The sequence below is a fragment of the uncultured Umboniibacter sp. genome (genome assembly GCF_947497555.1).
GTDB lineage: Bacteria > Pseudomonadota > Gammaproteobacteria > Pseudomonadales > DSM-25080 > Umboniibacter.
In genome coordinates, this window is record NZ_CANMGY010000003.1 from 1 (window position 1) to 18,520 (window position 18,520).

The following is an 18,520-nucleotide window of genomic DNA, read 5'->3' on the forward strand; positions in this document are numbered from 1 at the left end:
GCGACTATCTCTACAAGTACCCACACGTATTGTCTGATTGATTGTTAAAGAGCGTTGCTTCTCGTTCGAAGCGGATGTGAATTATACACATCTAAACTTCACTGTAAACCCTTGTTTTTAAAGTATTTTAAAATAACTAAAAAAAGGGTTTTAAGGCCGGCAATTGATTGCCTGTCTCCGTGAAAGTTGGCGCAGTATAACGACTCCTGAAACAATGTAAAGCACAGAAGAATAGTTAGTTTTGCCTACGTTAAACTTAATCTGCTTGGAGCTTTAACACAGCACGCTGCGTTTCCCGATTTAGGGTAGCGCTACTAAGTACTTTTTGCGCTTCAAGCGTGGTTACGGTATTCACTTGATCTGATTCGATCTCGATAAGCACCATCTGCTCTACGATCAATTCTTTCGGAGACAGCTCGGCTAAGCTAAATTGCTGATAGATCCAAACATAACGAATATCCGTTTCTGCACCCACCCATTCTAACTCCACCGTACCAAGCTCAGGTATCGCCACTCTAAAATTCGAATCGAGGTAGGCCTTTAACTCGGCATCGCTCACTGCAATATCAGTTCCACCATTAATGGCCACAGCAATATCGCGAATAAAGTACTTATGCACTACCTCTAGAACGCGTTCATTTTCATTCACACTAATCTCGGTCAGACCGAAGTGATATTGGTGCGCCTGCACATTAAGTGCTAGCAATAAAAAAGTTATGGCAATGATTAGGTTCTTCAATTTTAATTCTTCCATTAAAAAGGGAGCCTAAGCTCCCTTATAATCTAAATAGAGCACAACGACTTTATTCTTCGTTTGTGGTCTCTTCTTCGGACTCATCTTCATCAGTCTTCAATTCGGTAGCCCAATTCTCCATCATGTTGGGACTACGCTCGCGCTTGAAGAGCTGCAGACGCGATTCAACGATTTGACGGGGGTAGTGGTTATTCGCCACATCAATATCAGCGGTTTCCCAATGCGGATCAAGGACAACCTGAGTTAGGACTTTATCTGCTGGACGAACAAACATCTTAGAGACATTATTCGTATTACGTCGCCAAATTTCGGCCGGGATACGAACCTCTTCCTTCGAGCCGTCGTCATACTGCATTTCGATGATAAGCGGCATGACTAGCCCACCGACGTTACTAAAATCGATAACATAGACATTGTTATCGACCAACAGTAGATCGCGCTCCCAATCCTCTAGGCCTTCAACCAAGGAATTGTAGGAGTTACGATCAGCATTGGTAGTCGTAAAGCGATCATGCTCATTATAGAAGTCTAAAAGTTGATCCTGTTCTTCAACTTTACGCGGCATTCCATCATTACGCTGACGCGTAATCGACAGTGGTTCCTGCGCAAACTTAGCGCGAGAAAACTCTTCTTCTATATCTGGGTTACGCGTATCGATAGAAAAAGCACGGACGTTATCAACAGAGATATCTACCGCATCAGTAGTATAGAACCAACCGCGCCAGAACCAATCCAAATCAATTCCGGAAGCGTCTTCCATGGTACGGAAGAAGTCAGCAGGCATTGGGCGTTTGAACTTCCAACGCTCCGAATACTCGCGGAATGCGAAGTCGAACAACTCACGCCCCATGATGGTTTCGCGCAGAATATTCAACGCCGTAGCTGGCTTACCGTAAGCATTGTTACCAAACTGAAGAATTGACTCTGAGTTGGTCATAATTGGCACTTGGTTCGGCGAGCGCATGTAGTCAACGATCTGTCGGGCTTCACCACGTTGCTCATTCGCATCAATGGTATCTTCCCATGCCTGAAGGGCAAGGAATTCAACGTAGGTATTTAAGCCTTCGTCCATCCAAGTCCACTGACGTTCATCCGAGTTAACAATCATTGGATAGTAGTTGTGCCCAACCTCATGGATCACTACGCCAATCAAGAACCACTTAACACCTCGACTGTAGGTACGAGCCATAATTTCTTCCGGCGTGACAACGCCATCTTCCATCTCAGCTTCTTCGTCAATGACTGGACGAGGACCATTGAAGGTCATCATCGGGTATTCCATTCCGCCAACTGGGCCATTCACTGAGATCGAAACCGGATACGGGTAGTCGAAGGCGTACTTGTTATAGTGTTCCATGGTATGAATAATCGCTGCCGTTGAGTAACGATCAAAAATAGGCATACCTTCTTGCGGATAGTAGGACATAGCCATGGTATCGGTACCACCGCTCTTGTAGCCCTGCGCATCCCATACGAATTTACGGCTAGAGGCCCAAGCGAAGTCGCGAACATTCTCCGCTTCAAACTCCCAGGTTTTCGTATCCGTAGCACGAGAAGACTCATTCTCTAGCGCTTCTTCGAGGGTAACGATAAATACCGGACGATCTGCTGACTTCGCCTCAGTCAAACGACTGCGCTGCTCTGAAGTTAAGACATCCCGTGGATTCTGAAGCACTCCTGTGGAGGCAACAATGTGATCGGCGGGGGCCGTGATTTTCACATTGTAGTCGCCAAACTCGACCGCGAATTCGCCCGAACCTAGAAACTCTTTATTCTGCCAACCACTAACGTCGTTATAGGCCGCCATACGTGGGTACCATTGAGCGATTTCGTAGAGGTAGTTGTCATCGCGCTCAAAATATTCGTAACCACTGCGCCCGCCCAGAACTTTCTGTTCGAAGACGTTATAACTCCAGTCAATGCTGAACTCGATCTTTGACCCACTCTCCAACGGCGAATCCAGATCAATACGCATCATTGTGCCTACAATCGTATGTGACAGCGGATTGCCACGACGATCAGCGACCTTGGTTATCTTATAACCGCCATCAAAGGACTCTGACGCAAGGATATTACGCAGGCCATAATAGGAAAAGGTGTTGGGACCATCGCCCTCAGTATTCGTTGTGCGCACAAGGTTGGCGTTCGAATTTGGCTCAAAGCGATTTTGATCTAACTGTACCCATAGGTAAGCAAGGTCGTCCGGAGAGTTATTGCTATAGGTGATTGTTTCAGAACCAATGACTCTTTGGTTCTCATCATCTAAGGTCACCTCGATCGCATAGTCAGCCTGTTGCTGCCAGTATTCGTGCCCCGGTGCACCCGCTGCATTACGGTAGCTGTTGGGCGTAGGGAGCAATTCATCTAGTTGGCGAAATTTATCGCCGGTAACGCCTAGATTATCAGCGGCGAACAATTGCAATGGCAGCACCAGAGCGCCAATTACAATTGGAATTAAAGTCATTTTTTTCATACAAGTCTCGTAGAAATAGTTATTTACCGGCAATCGGCGACCACAATTTAGGGGGAGATTATGACGGTTTTACAGCCAAATAGGAAGTTGGCTTAGGAAATCGCGAGATACGAAAAAATACGGACTAATAGCGGAGTTTGAATAGACGAAGACTCAATTAACCAAAGGTCGGTATCCCAAAGCGATGGAGATAATGATAGCGCAGTTGTCGACATAGGATTAGCATCCGAACTAGAGGGAACCAACATAAACGCCCTACTGCTGTCCGAATCTTGGTGGCAGCTCGTGTCGAGATCAAAAATACCCTGTTGACCGCAGAGTACGTTAAGGTGACTAAGCGAACGCAAACTCTCAAAAGTATTGAATATCTGTGTTCGCAGAGCACTATCACTGCTTATCATCCAAATGTATCTCGCTTTAGACGAACGCTGCTGTGCAAGCTCCGATGGTGTTCGGTCCGTCAACACCACAACGCGCAATCTTGGCGTGTAATCCCCACATCTTTGAGACAGGCCACTCAATAACCCCTCAATAAAGGGCTGGGAAACGGCGTGAATAAGAAGATCGCTTTGACAGAGACTCCCCACTACGGCTTTTGCCAACCTTCTACCATCTAACGCACTCGCGTTGCTGCACATCTCCACCACAGTAGCCACTTTAGGCCCCGAGTGGAAAATTGAACCATTAATATTGGATATTTTGAATTGGTTATGCGGCACGCTTTAAACTTCTCAAATAAAGACATAATTTATATAAGTTAAACACCGTACAGAAAGTCTGTAAACTATTTTTAGCCCTATAGCCAAAACGACTAACGTTACAAACTTTCAGTCAATGTAAGCCAAACCAATCTACGATATAATTTCGACTTTTATTAAGGTAGCGAGATCATCCATGAAGCTTTGGGGAATTAAAAACTGCGATAGCGTAAGAAAAGCATTGAAGCGGCTTACGGAACTTGAACAGCCTACCACCTTTATTTGCCTTCGCAGTGAGGGTATCAACCGCGATACACTCAAACTGGCCATTGACCAGCTTGGAATTGAGAAAGTTGTTAATAAACGCTCAACCACCTGGAAGCAGCGCAGCGAGGAACAAAAAGCACGGCTATTAGCGGCCGACCTTGATGAAATTCTCGCGGAGCCTACAATTATCAAACGTCCATTGATTGAGTACCAAGGCAAATTTTACATCGGCACTGATGAATCACTAATCAATCAGATAACCAGCGCAACAGCTTAACTTTAAGAGATTAGATATGAATACGATATACGCTTACGGAATTGGCATCGCCACCAAAAACCAAGCTGGTGAGATTATTGAAGTTTTCTACCCACAACCGGTATTAACGCCTTGTCAGGAGGAACTTGACGAAATCAACGCGATCGGGCTTGCCGGTGGCACTAGCGTACTCAATGAATTTCAGTTGACCAGCCTCGCCGCTAGCGATTATTTGCCTATTGCTAGTCTAATTGAGAGTTTAAAAGACGCCCGTAGAACCATCGTATTAAGTATCGCTCAGCAAGATGTTGCTCCAACCGATGTTGGCACGGCATTTCTGAAGCTTCATCTCCTATCTCACCGTTTAGTAAAGCCACACGAAACCATTCTTGATGGTGTGTTCGGTATACTACATAACCTAGCATGGACTTCTGAGGGGCCCATTGAATTAAATGAGCTTCCAGCGCGACAGCTTCAAGCGCGCCTAGAGGGCCGAGCACTAAGCGTTAACTGTATCGACAAATTTCCGAAGATGACCGATTACGTCGTACCGAGCGGTGTTCGTATCGCGGACACCTCGCGCATTCGTCTTGGCGCTTATATCGGTGAGGGCACTACGGTTATGCACGAAGGCTTTGTTAACTTTAACGCCGGAACCGCCGGCCCTGCAATGATTGAAGGTCGAATTTCCGCCGGCGTATGGGTTGGCAGCCACTCTGATCTTGGCGGTGGTAGCTCAACGATGGGAACCCTATCGGGCGGCGGCAACATCGTCATCTCAGTTGGCGAGCACTGTCTTATTGGCGCTAACGCCGGCACGGGTATCCCTCTTGGCAATCATTGTACTATCGAAAGCGGGCTCTACATTACTGCTGGCACCAAGGTTCAACTCGTTAATGATGCTGGCAACCAGAGTGAAGTCATTAAAGCTAAGGAATTGGCTGGCAAAGATCATTTACTCTTCCGCCGCAATTCGCAGAGCGGTGCAGTGGAGTGCCACACCAATCTCAGTTCGATTGAACTCAACGATATGCTGCACAGCAATTAAACCTAGGGGTACCTATGACACCGACTATTGAGCTGTGCAAGCAGTTGATTGAACGTCCATCGGTTACGCCCGATGATGCAGGCTGCTTTCCACTAATCCTTGAGCGCCTTAAGGACTTCGACATCCAAGTGACTCGCCTGGACTGTGAGGACGTGGAAAATATTCTAATCACCATCGGCGACGAGGGCCCATTGCTTATATTTCTTGGTCATACGGATGTCGTCCCTACCGGGCCTGAATCCCAATGGCGCTACCCGCCCTTTGAACCAACGGAAGAAGGCGACCTATTATACGGTCGCGGTACCGCGGACATGAAAGGTAGTATTGCTGCATTCATCACCGCCACCGAACGATTCTTAATCGCTAAGCCGTCACTAAAGGCTCGCTTTGGCATCCTGCTGACTAGTGACGAGGAAGGTGCGGCTGACTATGGAATTCGTTATGTAGCACCAGAGCTCCAGCGCAGAGGTATCGATATTGACTACTGCTTAGTTGGCGAGCCTTCAAGTACCAATAAGCTTGGAGACATTATCAAAAACGGTCGTCGTGGCTCGCTCGGTGCCACCTTAAGAGTCATCGGCAAACAGGGCCATGTTGCCTATCCGCAACTTGCCGACAACCCTATTCACCGAGCAATGCAAGCATTGAGTGATCTCGTTGCTACTGAATGGGACCAGGGGAATGATTTCTTTCCACCAACCAGCTTTCAGATTTCTAATATTAACTCGGGCACGGGAGCGACAAACGTAATTCCGGGCGATTTAGAAGTGATTTGTAACTTCCGTTACTCAACAGAAACTACGGCTAATGAGCTTAAGACGCGTTTTGAAGCAGTCCTGAACGCAGCGCATTTGACCTACGAAATCACTTGGAAGTTGAATGGTGAGCCATTTTTAACCGCCGAAGGTGAATTAGTAGAGGCATGTATTAAAGGCGTTGAACGAGTTACCGGAAGTACACCCACACTATCTACCTCGGGCGGCACTTCTGACGGTCGATTTATTGCGCCTTTGGGTGCACAGGTGGTTGAATTAGGCCCATTAAATGCCACGATTCATCAGGTTGATGAGCATGTCAGCATGTCCGATCTCAACCAGCTAAGCGAGGTTTACGAAGATATTATTCGTCAACTGACGACTTGAACTTATCGGCTGCCATGGATCTCAGAGCATAAATATCGAAACGCCCAGATTTACCCGTTAGCGATTGACTGGGCTTTCGATCCGCTAAAAATGGCGCACCTTTAGGACGCTTTACCACAACTCGGTGTGTTGCAAATTCTAGGGCTTTAGCTAGGAGTAAGTCAGCATCTTCATCGGTACCAACCAACTGATGAAACGCTGCCATTTCCTTTTTTACCGCGGCAGATTTCTTCCGCTCAGGAAACATTGGATCAACATAAACCACTTCATATTGCTGCCCCACTAGTTCGGACGAATCTCCTCGGCGAAGACTAATTCTTCTGACTATGTTGCGACTATCAAGGCTGCTCTCCGCCCGCCTTAAACCATCAGCCAACAGGGCGTGAACAATGGGTTGACGCTCAACTAGCGTAACATCACAGCCGAGTGAAGCTAATACGAAACCATCCCTCCCTAGTCCTGCCGTCATATCTAACACACTGGGCAACACACGTGGCGACAGCGCACAGGCCTTAGCAACTGCCTGTCCAAATCCCCCACCGTGCTTAACCCGGTATTGCATGGCTCCGTTGTCGAAGTCGACTAAGACGTCGCCCTGTTGCTGGTTTGGAAAGTGCAGACTCAGTTGTCCGCTAGACCAACGAAGTGCGAGCTCATCATTACTTTCAGTGACCACTTGTAAATCGAGTTCGACTGCGAGTGAAGATATATCAGATTCTTCACCCGAGACACTAATCAAATGTCGAAGTACACTCACGCTGCCCCCAAGGTTACATATCCAAGTTATCTGTGTGAAAGCTTGTGGATAACTAGTCTCAACGGGAAACAAGACCAGTAACCAAGCCGATTCAACTGCAGTGTTTAATCCTCAACCACCTCGTCTCTCAGTTTGAGTGAATAAAAACAGCACCCGCCATTGAGGAAAATTTACGATGCTATTTCCCGCCAAGAAAAACCCTGCTTCTGACAGGCGACCTCTACCCTATTAATATTCGAAGTGAATGGTTCCAATAATGTCGTGACCAATTCAGGACAGTTGTTTTGTTCACTAATATGGCCTGCTACTAATAATTGTAATCGCTGATGATCCAACTGTTGTACAAATTCCAATGCCTGGTAGTTATTCAAGTGACCGAAGTCACCGCCGACGCGTCGCTTTAATGACGGTGGGTAGGAGCCTACATGAAGTCTCTCTGAACAGTGATTAAATTCAATGAGGAGGCCATCCAAATCACTTACAACCTGGGCGACATGAGCGGAAATACTGCCTAAGTCCGTAAGTACACCAAGTCTAAGCCCTAAGTACTCGAACACGAACTGAATAGGCTCTCGAGCGTCATGAGGAACGGCGACGGGATGAACTAACACATCGCCTATCGTGAGCGACGAATGACTACAGAGAAAATTTAATTGCGGTACATCGGCTTGCGGTTTTGCATACCACGTTCCTACCGAAGTGTAGACCGGCAGCTTATATCGTCTAGCAAGCTTAGAAACTCCACCAATATGATCGGAGTGTTCGTGAGTGACAAGAATGGCGGTAAGCGACGATAGTTCAAATGCCGCCTCGGCGGCACGGGCTTCGATGGTTTTAAGATTAAATCCGCAGTCAATCAAAAGCCGAGTTGTGCCGCACTCTACAATCGTGGCATTTCCTCGGCTTCCACTGCCCAACGAAGCTATTCGAATCACGGCTTAACGTAATTGGTTACGAGTTTTTTCGAGCACTTGACGTGCTAAATCCGATGCGATATCTGAACTTGAATTGGTGACCGAAATACTGACTACACTATCTGATTCTTGAACCACCAACTGAAGGTCAGTAACTGGAATAGTATCGCTGGAGCTAAACATGCTCGCAAAAAAACCACTTTCATGAACCGCACCATCAGGCTGCGGGTGGTATTGGATACTGATCGTTCCATCTTCACGGCTACGACTTACCACGGTCATATCTACCCCAGGAATCGATCCAAGTAGAGAGGCCCAAGCGCGATCGAAATCAACATCAAGCACTAACGCAGGCGGTGAAGCATTTGGTAACATCTTTGATTTCGGCTCACCACCGATTTGTTGGGCCAAGAGCGACACGGTTTCTGCATCGCTTTGAGATGCTAAAGCATTAGCAATTTCATCAACCATCCAAGATTCACGCGCATCATCGTCCGACAAGGTTGGCCACTGAACTAAAGACTCGTCCGCGTCTACTGCTTGACTACTATGTAACACACGTACCTCACTGGTCGACGCATGGTAGCCAGGCTCTACAAAGATCTTGAAACGATCTTTATTAGCTTCGTCATCATTGAATTTCAGCCAAACTGTTTCAATCTCTCCAGATTCTGGATTAGCCTCCACCACATCAATACCAGAGCTATTCATCCAAGCTCTGAGACGAGGCCAGACTGCTGAAGCTGAAACATTAATATTAATCCAACGACGATCGCCAAGACGCTGAATCTTGACCTTTTGAAGGTCTCGCTCAACGTTCAATGGTATCGGAGCTGGAATAATAAAGTCACCGTCTTCGTCTACTAAATCGACCTGTTTAGGAACTTCAGGCACTACAAATAGATCTCTAACACGCTCATCGCTATAGCCCTGAGGAACCTTGAGCGGCTCAATCGCGTTAGCAGTTTGATAATCTTCTCCCTTGTCACGGAAGTCATTTTCATAACCAAAGAAACTACAGCCAGACAGCAGAATAAGTGAACCTGCTAATGCGGAAGTTGATACTACTTTTATCATTATTTTTTAACTCCGAGCAGCTTAGTCAGTGCTTACTGCTTCTTTTAGTGCGCAGTTAACCGCGCCATGAAATTTTGAATCGAGAGTTGTAAGCGGCAAACGCATTGTAGCTTCGCAGCGCCCCAACTGACTTAAGGCCCATTTTACGGGAATTGGATTAGCTTCAACAAATAGATCGCGATGCAAGGACGACAACTTAGCGTCGACGGCCTTCGCCCCCTTGGCATCTCCTGCGAGTGCTAACTCACAGGCCTTAGACATTAATTTTGGTACAACGTTCGCTGTAACTGAAATATCACCCTTAGCACCCGCCAAGATCAAATCTATCGCCGTAGCGTCGTCACCAGAATAGACAGCAAAGCCCTCCGGCACCGCCTTGACGAGCTGAGTACCACGGATCAAATCACCCGTGGCATCCTTGATGCCCACAATATTTTTGATAGCCGCTAAGCGCAGGGTGGTTTCGTTAGTCATGTCCACCGCTGTTCTGCCTGGAACATTATAAAGAATTAAATCGCCTGGGCAGGCCGCTGCGATGGCTTCATAATGTTGAAACAAGCCTTCCTGAGTTGGTTTGTTGTAGTAAGGAGTTACCAACAGACACGCAGCGACACCAAATTCCTGAGCACGCGAAGTGAGGTGGATCGCCTCGCGAGTGGAATTTGCACCCGTACCGGCAATAATAGGAATTCGAGCGCCAATACGATCTTGGCAAAAACGAATCACCTCAAGGTGCTCAGTCACGGCAAGCGTTGCTGATTCTCCTGTTGTGCCGGCAACCACCAAACAATGAGTGCCTTCGGCCTCATGCCAGTCTACCAGCGCTGCGAGTGCTTTATAATCTACATCTCCGCTTGCTGTCATTGGGGTTACTAGGGCAACCATACTGCCACTAATCATCAAGAAGCTCCTACACTACTTTCATTCAACGAGACATCATAATTTTAAGCTCGACTAATAACAAGGTACGAACGGTTATTAAGGTGATGGATTTGGATTATTCATGTGGATACTTTCGATAGCTTGAAGCTGCTCAGGGCTAAGTGTCAACTCGCAGGCTTTAAGATTATCTTCTAACTGCGACAGTGTTGTTGCGCCAATGATATTACTCGTTAGGAATGGGCGAGACATTACGAACGCCTGAGCGAGCTCTAAAAGACTCATCCCCCAACTGCTAGCGAGCTGATAATACGCTTCAATAGCCTTTAAACCTCGCTCGCTTTCATAGCGACCCATCCTGCCAAACAGCTCCTTTCGGGAATTTTTGGGGAGCTCACCGTTACGATATTTACCTGTTAAGTAGCCTTGCGCTAACGGCGAGTATGCTAACAGGCCAACCTTCGACCTCATTGAAAATTCCGCCAATCCCTGCTCAAAGGTCCGATTGACCAAGCTATAGGCGTTCTGGATCGACACGATAGGTTGGCGATTACTGAGCCCTGCGAGTCGAAGTGCCTCGTGGACTCCCCAGGCTGTTTCGTTAGAAACACCAATATGACGAACCTTTCCTTCATCGACCAATTCGTATAGTGCTGATAACGTTTCAGCAAGCGCTACCTCATCACTCTTCACTTCACTAAAACGATTCGCAGAGCCGAAGAGAGGTACTCTCCTATCCGGCCAGTGTAATTGATAAAGATCAACGTAGTCCGTTTGTAATCGAGCAAGGCTACCCGCTATTGCTTGGCGAATATGGTTCCGACTCAGTCGGCTTTCCTCTCCACGAAACCAATCCATGCTACTTCGGCCAACAACTTTGGTCGCTAGTACGATCTTCTCACGGCACCCACGCGATTTTATCCAATTACCGATGATCGTCTCAGTGGAGCCCTGAGTCTCAGCTTTTGGGGGAATGGAATAGAGCTCGGCCGTATCAAAGAAATTAACCTGTGCAGCCCGTGCAGCATCCATTTGCTCGAACGCTTCAGCTTCGGAATTTTGCTCGCCGAAGGTCATCGTACCCAGACAAACCTTTGACACCTTCAGGTCCGTTACACCAAGTTGGTTGTAATGCATAATATTATCCGATGGAGTTCGCCATTTGATCGCGCTGAATAAGCTCAATCTTATACCCGTCAGGGTCCTCAACAAATGCAATGTGGGTGGTCCCGCCCAATACGGGTCCAGGCTCTCGAACAACATTGGCGCCAGCAGTTTTGAGCTCACCAGCTAATGCATAGATATCAGGATGAGCAATCGCTAAGTGGCCAAAGGCTGTGCCCAATTCGTATTCTTCAACACCCCAGTTATAGGTCAGTTCGATGACCGCTGCGCCTTCAGATTCCTCCCCGTAGCCAACAAATGCCAACGTATACTTGTAAGCTTCATTATCGCTTTTTCGCAATAGCTTCATCCCAAGCACTTCCGTATAGAAAGCGATTGATCGATCTAAGTTGCCCACGCGAATCATGGTGTGAAGTAACTGCATAGTTTTCTCCTAATTTAAGCGCCAAGTATCCGAACCTAACAGCCAATGTTCACCGTCTTGCTTACGGGCCCGACCATCCTCACACAATTTAATAAGATGTGCCTCAAGGGATAGTTTAGCAATAGGTAAAAGCATTGGATTAATATCATCATAGACCCGATCAAGAATCTGGTCGAGCGTAGACCACTGTTCAGACAACGTACTCAGTACCTTTCGCTCTCGTGTCATTCGATGACTGATTAAACGTTCTATCTCGAGTTTTGGTTCAATGATGACATCGCCGTGACCAGGCCCAATAGCTTCCATAGGATATTGCAGCAAGGCACTTAAACTCGCCATATAACTGCCCATATGACCAGCAGGCGGAATGATGACCACCGTTGAGCCATTCATCATGTGATCACCAACAAACATCATTTGTGATTCCAGATGATAGAAGCAGAGATGATTCGCGACATGCCCAGGGGTTGCGACCGCAGTCAGCGTAACTCCTGGCACTTCGAAATCACTTAACTTGGTAACGGGAATTAACGGTAAGGCACTTAGCTCTTGATGACCGTCGTCTGGGGTGAGTGTCATGCCTAAAACGGGGGCGCCACTAAGCTCTCTCAGCGCAGCAGCACCCGCTGCGTGATCACGATGAGTGTGAGTCAGGGCAATGAATGCGATCTGTTTATTACAAGCAAGGTAAAGCGATTCGAGATGCCCTGGATGATTTGGACCGGGGTCAATAACAACAAAGGGTCCTTTTCCAAGGACCCATGTATTCGTGCCAGGCCCTGTCATGGGACCTGGATTAGGCGCGGTGAAACACCGCACCCATTCGCCGTGCTGCGGTTGCGGTTTAACCAAGGCGGATATCCGCAAGTGGGCTGACGTCGGCATCGTAATCAACACCGTCAACTTCAAAACCGAAGAGGCGGAGGAACTCGGCCTTATAACCTAGATAATCACTAATTTCCTTGAGGTTATCGGTGGTTACCTTCGCCCAAAGCGCTTCAACCTCCTGCTGAACATGAGGGGTCAATTCCAATTCATCAACGCGATAGCGGTCTTCATCGTCTGTACGCGGGGCTTCGTTATAAAGACACTCAGTGAAGAGGCGATAAACCTGCTCTATACAGCCCTCATGAGTACCTTCTTCTTTCATAATCTTGAACAACAGGGCCAGATAAAGCGGCATAATTGGAATTGCCGAGCTCGCTTGAGTAACCACCGCTTTCAACACGCTGACGTGCGCTGTTGCGCCGATGTTACTATGCTGTTCCGTGATTTCTTTTGCTGCTCGGTCCAAATCTTTTTTCGCCGCGCCAATGGTGCCATGCCAATAAATATCCCAGGTGACACGTTCACCAAGGTAGGTATACGCAGTGGTCTTCGCATTGTCAGCCAGCACACCCGCGTCAGCTAATTCCGTCATCCAGCGCTGCCAATCATCGCCACCCATTACCGCAACGGTCTGATCAATTTCTTCCTGTGACGCTTCGTCTAGCGAAAATTCAGTGATTAGATCCTTATTGGTATCGACACCTTGCTTAGTCACGGACTGGCCAATTGGCTTTAGTACCGAATTAAATATCTCGCCGGTGTCTGGATGTTGGCGGCGCGGCGCGGCGAGCGAATAGACGACTAGATCGACTTGGCCGAAGTCCTCTTTAATGGCTGCGATAACATCAGCCTTCATTTGATTAGAGAAAGCGTCACCATTAAAAGAGCGAGCGTATAGGCCCTCTTCTTCTGCAACTTTATGGAATGCCGCGGTGTTATACCACCCTGCTGTTGCCGTGCGTTTTTCCGATGGTTCCTTCTCAAAGAAAACCCCCATCGTTTTCGCTCCAGCACCGAACGCCGCACTAATTCGCGATGCCATTCCATAGCCAGTCGATGAGCCCAGAACTAGAACGCGCTTTGGCATATCGTCGATAGAACCCTGAGTTTTTACATAGGCAATTTGATCACGGATGTTTTTTTCGCAGCCCGCAGGATGAGCATTGGTGCAGATAAAACCGCGAGTCTTAGCTTTAATAATCATAATTTGAATCTCTCGTACTAATACATAATGAGCGCATTATACACAAAGCATTGCGCACGTGACTAGCAAGTCACTCATACTTACCACGCAATAAAAAAGCGAGGTGCAATCGCAACCTCGCTTCTTAGCTAACTCGTTGGACCTAAACCGCGTTAATTAGTTCAAGATCAAACGTCTTACATCACTGAGTTCAGCGACGATGGTAGTCATAAATCGCCCGGCATCACCACCATTGATAGCACAGTGATCATAACTGAGCGCCAACGGTAACATCTGACGAGGAATGAACTCTGAACCATTCCAAACCGGCTTAATCTGCGCCTTCGACACCCCGAGGATGCCCACTTCCGGCGTGTTTACGATAGGTGTGAACCCAGTTCCACCCATCGCTCCCAAGCTTGATACCGTGAAGCAACCGCCCTGCATTTCGTTCGGTTTAAGCTTGCCATCGCGCGCTTTAATCGACAATTCAATTACATCCGCTGCAATCTCCCAAAGACCCTTTTTATCGGCATCTTTGATAACTGGAACAACGAGACCACGGGGTGTATCAACCGCCATACCTACGTTTACATAGCTCTTAGTGATACGATTTTCCATCGCGGCATCGAGAGACGAATTAAACTTAGGATTTTGCGACAGTGCTGAGGCAACCGCTTTGATCAAGAAGGCCACTGGAGTGACCTTCACACCGCGCTTTTCACCTTCAGCTTTCAGCGACTTACGGAATTCTTCTAAATCCGTAATATCAGCATCATCGAATTGAGTGACGTGCGGTACGTTCAACCAAGAACGCTGCATGTTGAGTGCCGTCAGCCGATCAATCTTGCTAAGCGGCTCCACGGCAACGTCACCAAACTTGGCAAAATCAACAGTTGGGCGCGGTGGAATACCGGTAGCCCCTTCCGTTAACGATGCTCCCGCTGAACCACCTTGAGAGATTTGCTTCATGGCATTCTTCACGAAGTCATGGAGATCATCTTTTAAAATTCGACCGCGCGGCCCTGTTGGCGAGATCAAAGTAAGATCAACACCTAATTCACGAGCAAGCTTTCGGACGGCTGGTCCAGCATGAGAATCTCGATTTGACGTGCCGGCGCCAGTTGCTGCGGGCGGTAATTTAGCCGCTACGGGTGCAGGAACATTACGCACTTCTTTAGTTGCCGAGCTCGCAGCCACAGGAGTTACTGCAGTGGCTTCAGGTTCCTCTACAGATTCTTCCGCAGCAGCGCCACCCTCTACCTGCAGGGAGCCAATGACCTCGCCTTCATTAACCTTGCCTCCTTCGGTCACAGAAAAGGCAATGATCTTACCTGAGTGCTCCGCGGGAATCTCCATTGAGGCCTTGTCAGTTTCAAGGACGATTAACGAATCACCTTCGCTAACTTCATCACCCACGGCAACACAAACTTCAATAACGTCAACGCCGTCGGCTCCGCCTAGATCAGGCACTACGATATCAAGGGTTGCGCTAGCTGAGGCGCTAGCGGGAGCTGTCGCTGCTACTGGCGCCACCTCGACCTCCGCAGGAGCTTCCTCAACCGCTGAAGCGACTTCTGCTTCTGCTTCAGGTGCAGATTGGGTTGCTTCGGCTGAGGTTTCGATGTCAACGCAGATATCGCCCTCGTTCACCTTCGCGCCTTCAGCAACGTGGATAGCTTTAATCACCCCTGCCACCGTGGAAGGAACATCAAGCGACGCCTTGTCGGTTTCAACGACGATAAGTGAATCTTCAATTTCTACGGTATCACCTACTGCTACGCAGAGTTCGATAACGTCGACGCTATCAGCGCCACCTAAGTCAGGGATTAGAACCTGTTCAATTGCCATTGATATGCCCTCCCTTAAACCGTAGTTGGATCAATTTTGTCGGCGTCAATGCCGTAACGCTTCATTGCATCTTTCACAACAGAAGCCTTGATGTCGCCTTGCTTCGCTAGACGATCAAGCGCAGCAACTACGATAAACCAACGATCAACTTCAAAGAACTTACGCAATTTAGCGCGCGTATCAGAGCGACCAAAGCCATCGGTACCTAAGGCGGTGAATTCACGTGGAATAAACTGCCCTAACTGATCGCTGTAGAGTTTCATATAGTCCGTTGCCGCAACCACTGGGCCACGCTCAGAATCAAGTTGCTGAGTAATCCACGGCTGCTGTTGCTTCTTAGCAGTTGGATGTAATCGATTATGACGTTCACATGCCAAACCATCACGACGCAGTTCGTTTGCCGAAGTCATTGACCAAACCGTGACGTCAACATCAAATTCGCTACGCAGTAGGATAGCGGCTTCACGAACTTCGCGAAGAATAGCGCCGGAACCCATTAACTGAACAGCAAGTTTCTGCTTTCCTGTTTCCTGCTCAAGACGATACAAACCTTTGATAATACCTTCTTCACAGTCAGCTGGCATCTCAGGCTGTGCCCAGTTCTCGTTCATCGTAGTGATGTAGTAGAACTTACTTTCCTGCAACTCGTACATGCGATGCATACCGTCACGAATAATTACCGCTAATTCGTAAGCATAGGTTGGATCATAGCTAATGCAGTTAGGAATCGTCGCGGCTTGCAAATGACTGTGTCCATCTTGATGCTGCAGACCCTCACCATTCAATGTTGTTCGGCCCGATGTTGCACCGATCAGGAATCCACGTGCTTGCGAATCACCCGCTGCCCACGCCAAGTCGCCGATGCGCTGGAAGCCGAACATTGAGTAGTAAATGTAGAACGGCACCATTGGGTAACCGTGAGTAGAGTAGCTCGTAGCGGCTGCCAGCCATGCTGACATAGCACCTGCTTCGTTAATACCTTCCTCTAGAATCTGACCCTTTTCATCTTCTTTGTAGAACATGATTTGATCTTTATCATGCGGGGTATAGCGCTGACCGACCGACGAATAAATCCCGACCTGGCGGAATAAACCTTCCATTCCAAAGGTACGAGCTTCATCCGGCACAATTGGCACAATTCGCTTACCAATGGCCTTGTCCTTTATCAAGGTAGATAAAGCACGCACAAACGCCATCGTGGTGGAAATTTCGCGCTCTCCACTTCCCTTAGTTAGATTGCTAAAGGCTGACAATTCAGGGGTTGGGAGCGTTTCGACCTTATGTAGACGCTGAGGCAGCGTACCGCCAAGCTCTTCACGACGCTTATTCATATAGACCATTTCTGGGCTATCAGGCGCTGGGCGATAATAAGGAACGGACTCAATCTCTGCATCGCTTAGTGGGATGTCGAAACGATCACGGAAGTTACGAAGATCTTCGATAGAAAGCTTCTTAACCGAGTGGGTATCATTCATCGACTCACCACTACCACCCATGCCGTAACCTTTCACGGTTTGAGCAAGGATCACCGTTGGTTGATCCTTAGTTGCCACGGCTTGTGCATACGCAGCGTATACTTTGTAAGGATCGTGACCACCACGGTTTAAATACATAATATCTTTATCAGATAGATGCTCAACCATCTCTAGGAGTTCAGGGTACTTACCAAAGAAGTGCTCACGAGTGTACGCGCCACCATTGTTTTTGTAGTTCTGTAACTCACCGTCACAAACCTCATCCATACGCTTCTGCAGAAGACCTTTATCATCAGCTGCTAGAAGTGGATCCCAGTGGCGACCCCATACGACTTTGATAACGTTCCAGCCTGCTCCACGGAACACACCTTCAAGTTCTTGAATGATCTTGCCGTTACCGCGAACCGGGCCATCTAGGCGCTGCAGGTTACAGTTGATAACAAAGTTCAAGTTATCTAGCTTCTCGCGACCAGCCAGTGAAATACAACCCAACGTTTCTGGCTCATCACACTCACCATCACCAAGATACGCCCAAACCTGGCGATCACCGTGATCAACTAATCCGCGCTTGGATTGGTATTTCATTAGGTGCGCTTGATAGATAGCCTGAAGTGGCCCCAAGCCCATAGAAACGGTAGGGAACTGCCAATAGTCAGGCATCAACCAAGGGTGCGGGTACGACGATAGACCATTGCCATCCACCTCACGGCGGAAGTTATCTAACTGAGATTCGTCCAAGCGCCCTTCAAGGAAAGAACGTGCATACATGCCCGGCGAACTATGACCCTGAACGAAGATCAGATCGCCCATGCGCTCACCTTCATTACCACGGAAGAAATAGTTGAAGCCCACATCGTAAAGTGTTGCCGCCGATGAGAACGACGCAATGTGGCCACCAAGCCCTTCATCATTGTCGTTCGAACGCATTACCATCGCCAAAGCATTCCAGCGAATGAGCGAGCGGATTCGACGTTCGATGAACACATCACCAGGCATCTTAAGCTCTTCGTCCAAAGGAATAGAGTTACGGTAAGGCGTTGTAACCGCCTGAGGCATCTTGATGCCCTGGCCAAAAGCACGATTTGAGAGCTGCTTTAGGACATATGCTGCTCGGCCACGGCCGCTACTTTGCAGCATTGAATCAAATGCATCCAACCACTCTTGGGTTTCGATTGGATCTAGGTCTTCTTGAATTGACATTCAGATGTCTCCTTGAAACGAAACGACTAGCAATGAAGCATAGTCACGACAACTAGCTTTCTCTCAGAAATTGAGGAAATTGCTATCAATTTATTATTGGTAGTATTTTTTCACAGAATAGTGAATATGCAAAATTAGATATCAAACAAAGTGGCTACAGCCCAGTAAA

Annotated in this window: 16 protein-coding genes; 3 read left to right on the plus strand and 13 right to left on the minus strand. The window is 47.9% G+C overall.

The window, feature by feature from the left end:
• Nucleotides 1-256: 256 nt before the first annotated feature.
• From Q0698_RS04780 to Q0698_RS04790, 3 genes are all read right to left on the minus strand, one after another.
• Nucleotides 257-754, minus strand: a complete 498-nt coding sequence (locus tag Q0698_RS04780) for a DUF6702 family protein (protein ID WP_298634262.1) — start codon at nt 752-754, stop codon at nt 257-259.
• 49 nt (nt 755-803) lie between these two features.
• The gene (locus Q0698_RS04785) at nt 804-3,227 is read right to left on the minus strand and encodes a M1 family metallopeptidase (protein WP_298634264.1); all 2,424 of its coding nucleotides are present in this window, start codon (nt 3,225-3,227) and stop codon (nt 804-806) included.
• A 92-nt stretch (nt 3,228-3,319) separates the two neighbouring features.
• Nucleotides 3,320-3,883, minus strand: a complete 564-nt coding sequence (locus tag Q0698_RS04790) for a hypothetical protein (RefSeq protein WP_298634266.1) — start codon at nt 3,881-3,883, stop codon at nt 3,320-3,322.
• A 238-nt stretch (nt 3,884-4,121) separates the two neighbouring features.
• On the opposite strand from Q0698_RS04790, the gene Q0698_RS04795 reads away from it, so the two are divergent.
• From Q0698_RS04795 to dapE, 3 genes are read left to right on the plus strand one after another with little or no spacing between them, the layout of a single operon-like run.
• On the plus strand, nt 4,122-4,469 hold the full coding sequence (locus Q0698_RS04795) for an ArsC/Spx/MgsR family protein (RefSeq protein WP_298634267.1): 348 nt from the start codon (nt 4,122-4,124) through the stop codon (nt 4,467-4,469).
• Between the two features lie 16 nt (nt 4,470-4,485).
• Nucleotides 4,486-5,496 (plus strand): DapH/DapD/GlmU-related protein, encoded by a 1,011-nt coding sequence (locus Q0698_RS04800; RefSeq protein WP_298634269.1) that lies wholly within the window; start codon nt 4,486-4,488, stop codon nt 5,494-5,496.
• A gap of 14 nt (nt 5,497-5,510) precedes the next feature.
• Nucleotides 5,511-6,638 (plus strand): succinyl-diaminopimelate desuccinylase, encoded by a 1,128-nt coding sequence (dapE, locus tag Q0698_RS04805; RefSeq protein WP_298634270.1) that lies wholly within the window; start codon nt 5,511-5,513, stop codon nt 6,636-6,638.
• Here the strand turns inward: dapE and Q0698_RS04810 are convergent.
• The 10 genes from Q0698_RS04810 to aceE form a co-directional block, all read right to left on the minus strand.
• A complete protein-coding gene (locus Q0698_RS04810; protein ID WP_298634272.1) occupies nt 6,616-7,395 on the minus strand; it encodes a class I SAM-dependent methyltransferase in 780 nt (259 codons plus the stop codon). The two genes, dapE and Q0698_RS04810, sit on opposite strands and share 23 nt — an antisense overlap.
• 170 nt (nt 7,396-7,565) lie before the next feature.
• A complete protein-coding gene (locus Q0698_RS04815) occupies nt 7,566-8,330 on the minus strand; it encodes an MBL fold metallo-hydrolase (protein WP_298634274.1) in 765 nt (254 codons plus the stop codon).
• 3 nt (nt 8,331-8,333) lie between these two features.
• Nucleotides 8,334-9,386, minus strand: coding sequence for an outer membrane protein assembly factor BamC (gene bamC, locus Q0698_RS04820; protein WP_298634276.1), 1,053 nt, complete (start codon nt 9,384-9,386; stop codon nt 8,334-8,336).
• Nucleotides 9,387-9,407: 21 nt separating this feature from the next.
• Entirely contained in the window at nt 9,408-10,286 is an 879-nt protein-coding gene (gene dapA, locus Q0698_RS04825; protein WP_298634278.1) for a 4-hydroxy-tetrahydrodipicolinate synthase, read from the minus strand.
• A 78-nt stretch (nt 10,287-10,364) separates the two neighbouring features.
• Nucleotides 10,365-11,402 (minus strand): aldo/keto reductase, encoded by a 1,038-nt coding sequence (locus tag Q0698_RS04830; RefSeq protein WP_298634280.1) that lies wholly within the window; start codon nt 11,400-11,402, stop codon nt 10,365-10,367.
• A gap of 4 nt (nt 11,403-11,406) precedes the next feature.
• Complete coding sequence (gene gloA / locus Q0698_RS04835; RefSeq protein ID WP_298634282.1) at nt 11,407-11,814, minus strand: lactoylglutathione lyase; 408 nt, start codon at nt 11,812-11,814, stop codon at nt 11,407-11,409.
• Between the two features lie 9 nt (nt 11,815-11,823).
• Nucleotides 11,824-12,699: an MBL fold metallo-hydrolase gene (locus Q0698_RS04840; RefSeq protein ID WP_298634284.1), complete on the minus strand. Its 876-nt coding sequence runs from the start codon at nt 12,697-12,699 to the stop codon at nt 11,824-11,826.
• Nucleotides 12,659-13,846 (minus strand): enoyl-ACP reductase FabV, encoded by a 1,188-nt coding sequence (gene fabV / locus Q0698_RS04845; protein ID WP_298634286.1) that lies wholly within the window; start codon nt 13,844-13,846, stop codon nt 12,659-12,661. The genes Q0698_RS04840 and fabV overlap by 41 nt, the downstream gene beginning before the upstream one ends.
• 156 nt (nt 13,847-14,002) lie before the next feature.
• Complete coding sequence (locus Q0698_RS04850; RefSeq protein ID WP_298634288.1) at nt 14,003-15,676, minus strand: dihydrolipoyllysine-residue acetyltransferase; 1,674 nt, start codon at nt 15,674-15,676, stop codon at nt 14,003-14,005.
• A gap of 14 nt (nt 15,677-15,690) precedes the next feature.
• On the minus strand, nt 15,691-18,345 hold the full coding sequence (gene aceE / locus Q0698_RS04855; protein ID WP_298634782.1) for a pyruvate dehydrogenase (acetyl-transferring), homodimeric type: 2,655 nt from the start codon (nt 18,343-18,345) through the stop codon (nt 15,691-15,693).
• Nucleotides 18,346-18,520 lie beyond the last annotated feature (175 nt).

What these genes read in the sequence shown, in the direction of transcription:
- fabV (WP_298634286.1), bottom strand. Translation starts at nt 13,846, where the DNA reads ATGATTATTAAAGCTAAGACTCGCGGTTTTATCTGCACCAATGCTCAT.
- Q0698_RS04795 (WP_298634267.1), top strand. Translation starts at nt 4,122, where the DNA reads ATGAAGCTTTGGGGAATTAAAAACTGCGATAGCGTAAGAAAAGCATTG.
- Q0698_RS04840 (WP_298634284.1), bottom strand. Translation starts at nt 12,699, where the DNA reads ATGCCGACGTCAGCCCACTTGCGGATATCCGCCTTGGTTAAACCGCAA.
- Q0698_RS04785 (WP_298634264.1), bottom strand. Translation starts at nt 3,227, where the DNA reads ATGAAAAAAATGACTTTAATTCCAATTGTAATTGGCGCTCTGGTGCTG.
- Q0698_RS04800 (WP_298634269.1), top strand. Translation starts at nt 4,486, where the DNA reads ATGAATACGATATACGCTTACGGAATTGGCATCGCCACCAAAAACCAA.
- dapE (WP_298634270.1), top strand. Translation starts at nt 5,511, where the DNA reads ATGACACCGACTATTGAGCTGTGCAAGCAGTTGATTGAACGTCCATCG.
- Q0698_RS04830 (WP_298634280.1), bottom strand. Translation starts at nt 11,402, where the DNA reads ATGCATTACAACCAACTTGGTGTAACGGACCTGAAGGTGTCAAAGGTT.
- Q0698_RS04850 (WP_298634288.1), bottom strand. Translation starts at nt 15,676, where the DNA reads ATGGCAATTGAACAGGTTCTAATCCCTGACTTAGGTGGCGCTGATAGC.
- bamC (WP_298634276.1), bottom strand. Translation starts at nt 9,386, where the DNA reads ATGATAAAAGTAGTATCAACTTCCGCATTAGCAGGTTCACTTATTCTG.
- dapA (WP_298634278.1), bottom strand. Translation starts at nt 10,286, where the DNA reads ATGATTAGTGGCAGTATGGTTGCCCTAGTAACCCCAATGACAGCAAGC.
- Q0698_RS04780 (WP_298634262.1), bottom strand. Translation starts at nt 754, where the DNA reads ATGGAAGAATTAAAATTGAAGAACCTAATCATTGCCATAACTTTTTTA.
- gloA (WP_298634282.1), bottom strand. Translation starts at nt 11,814, where the DNA reads ATGCAGTTACTTCACACCATGATTCGCGTGGGCAACTTAGATCGATCA.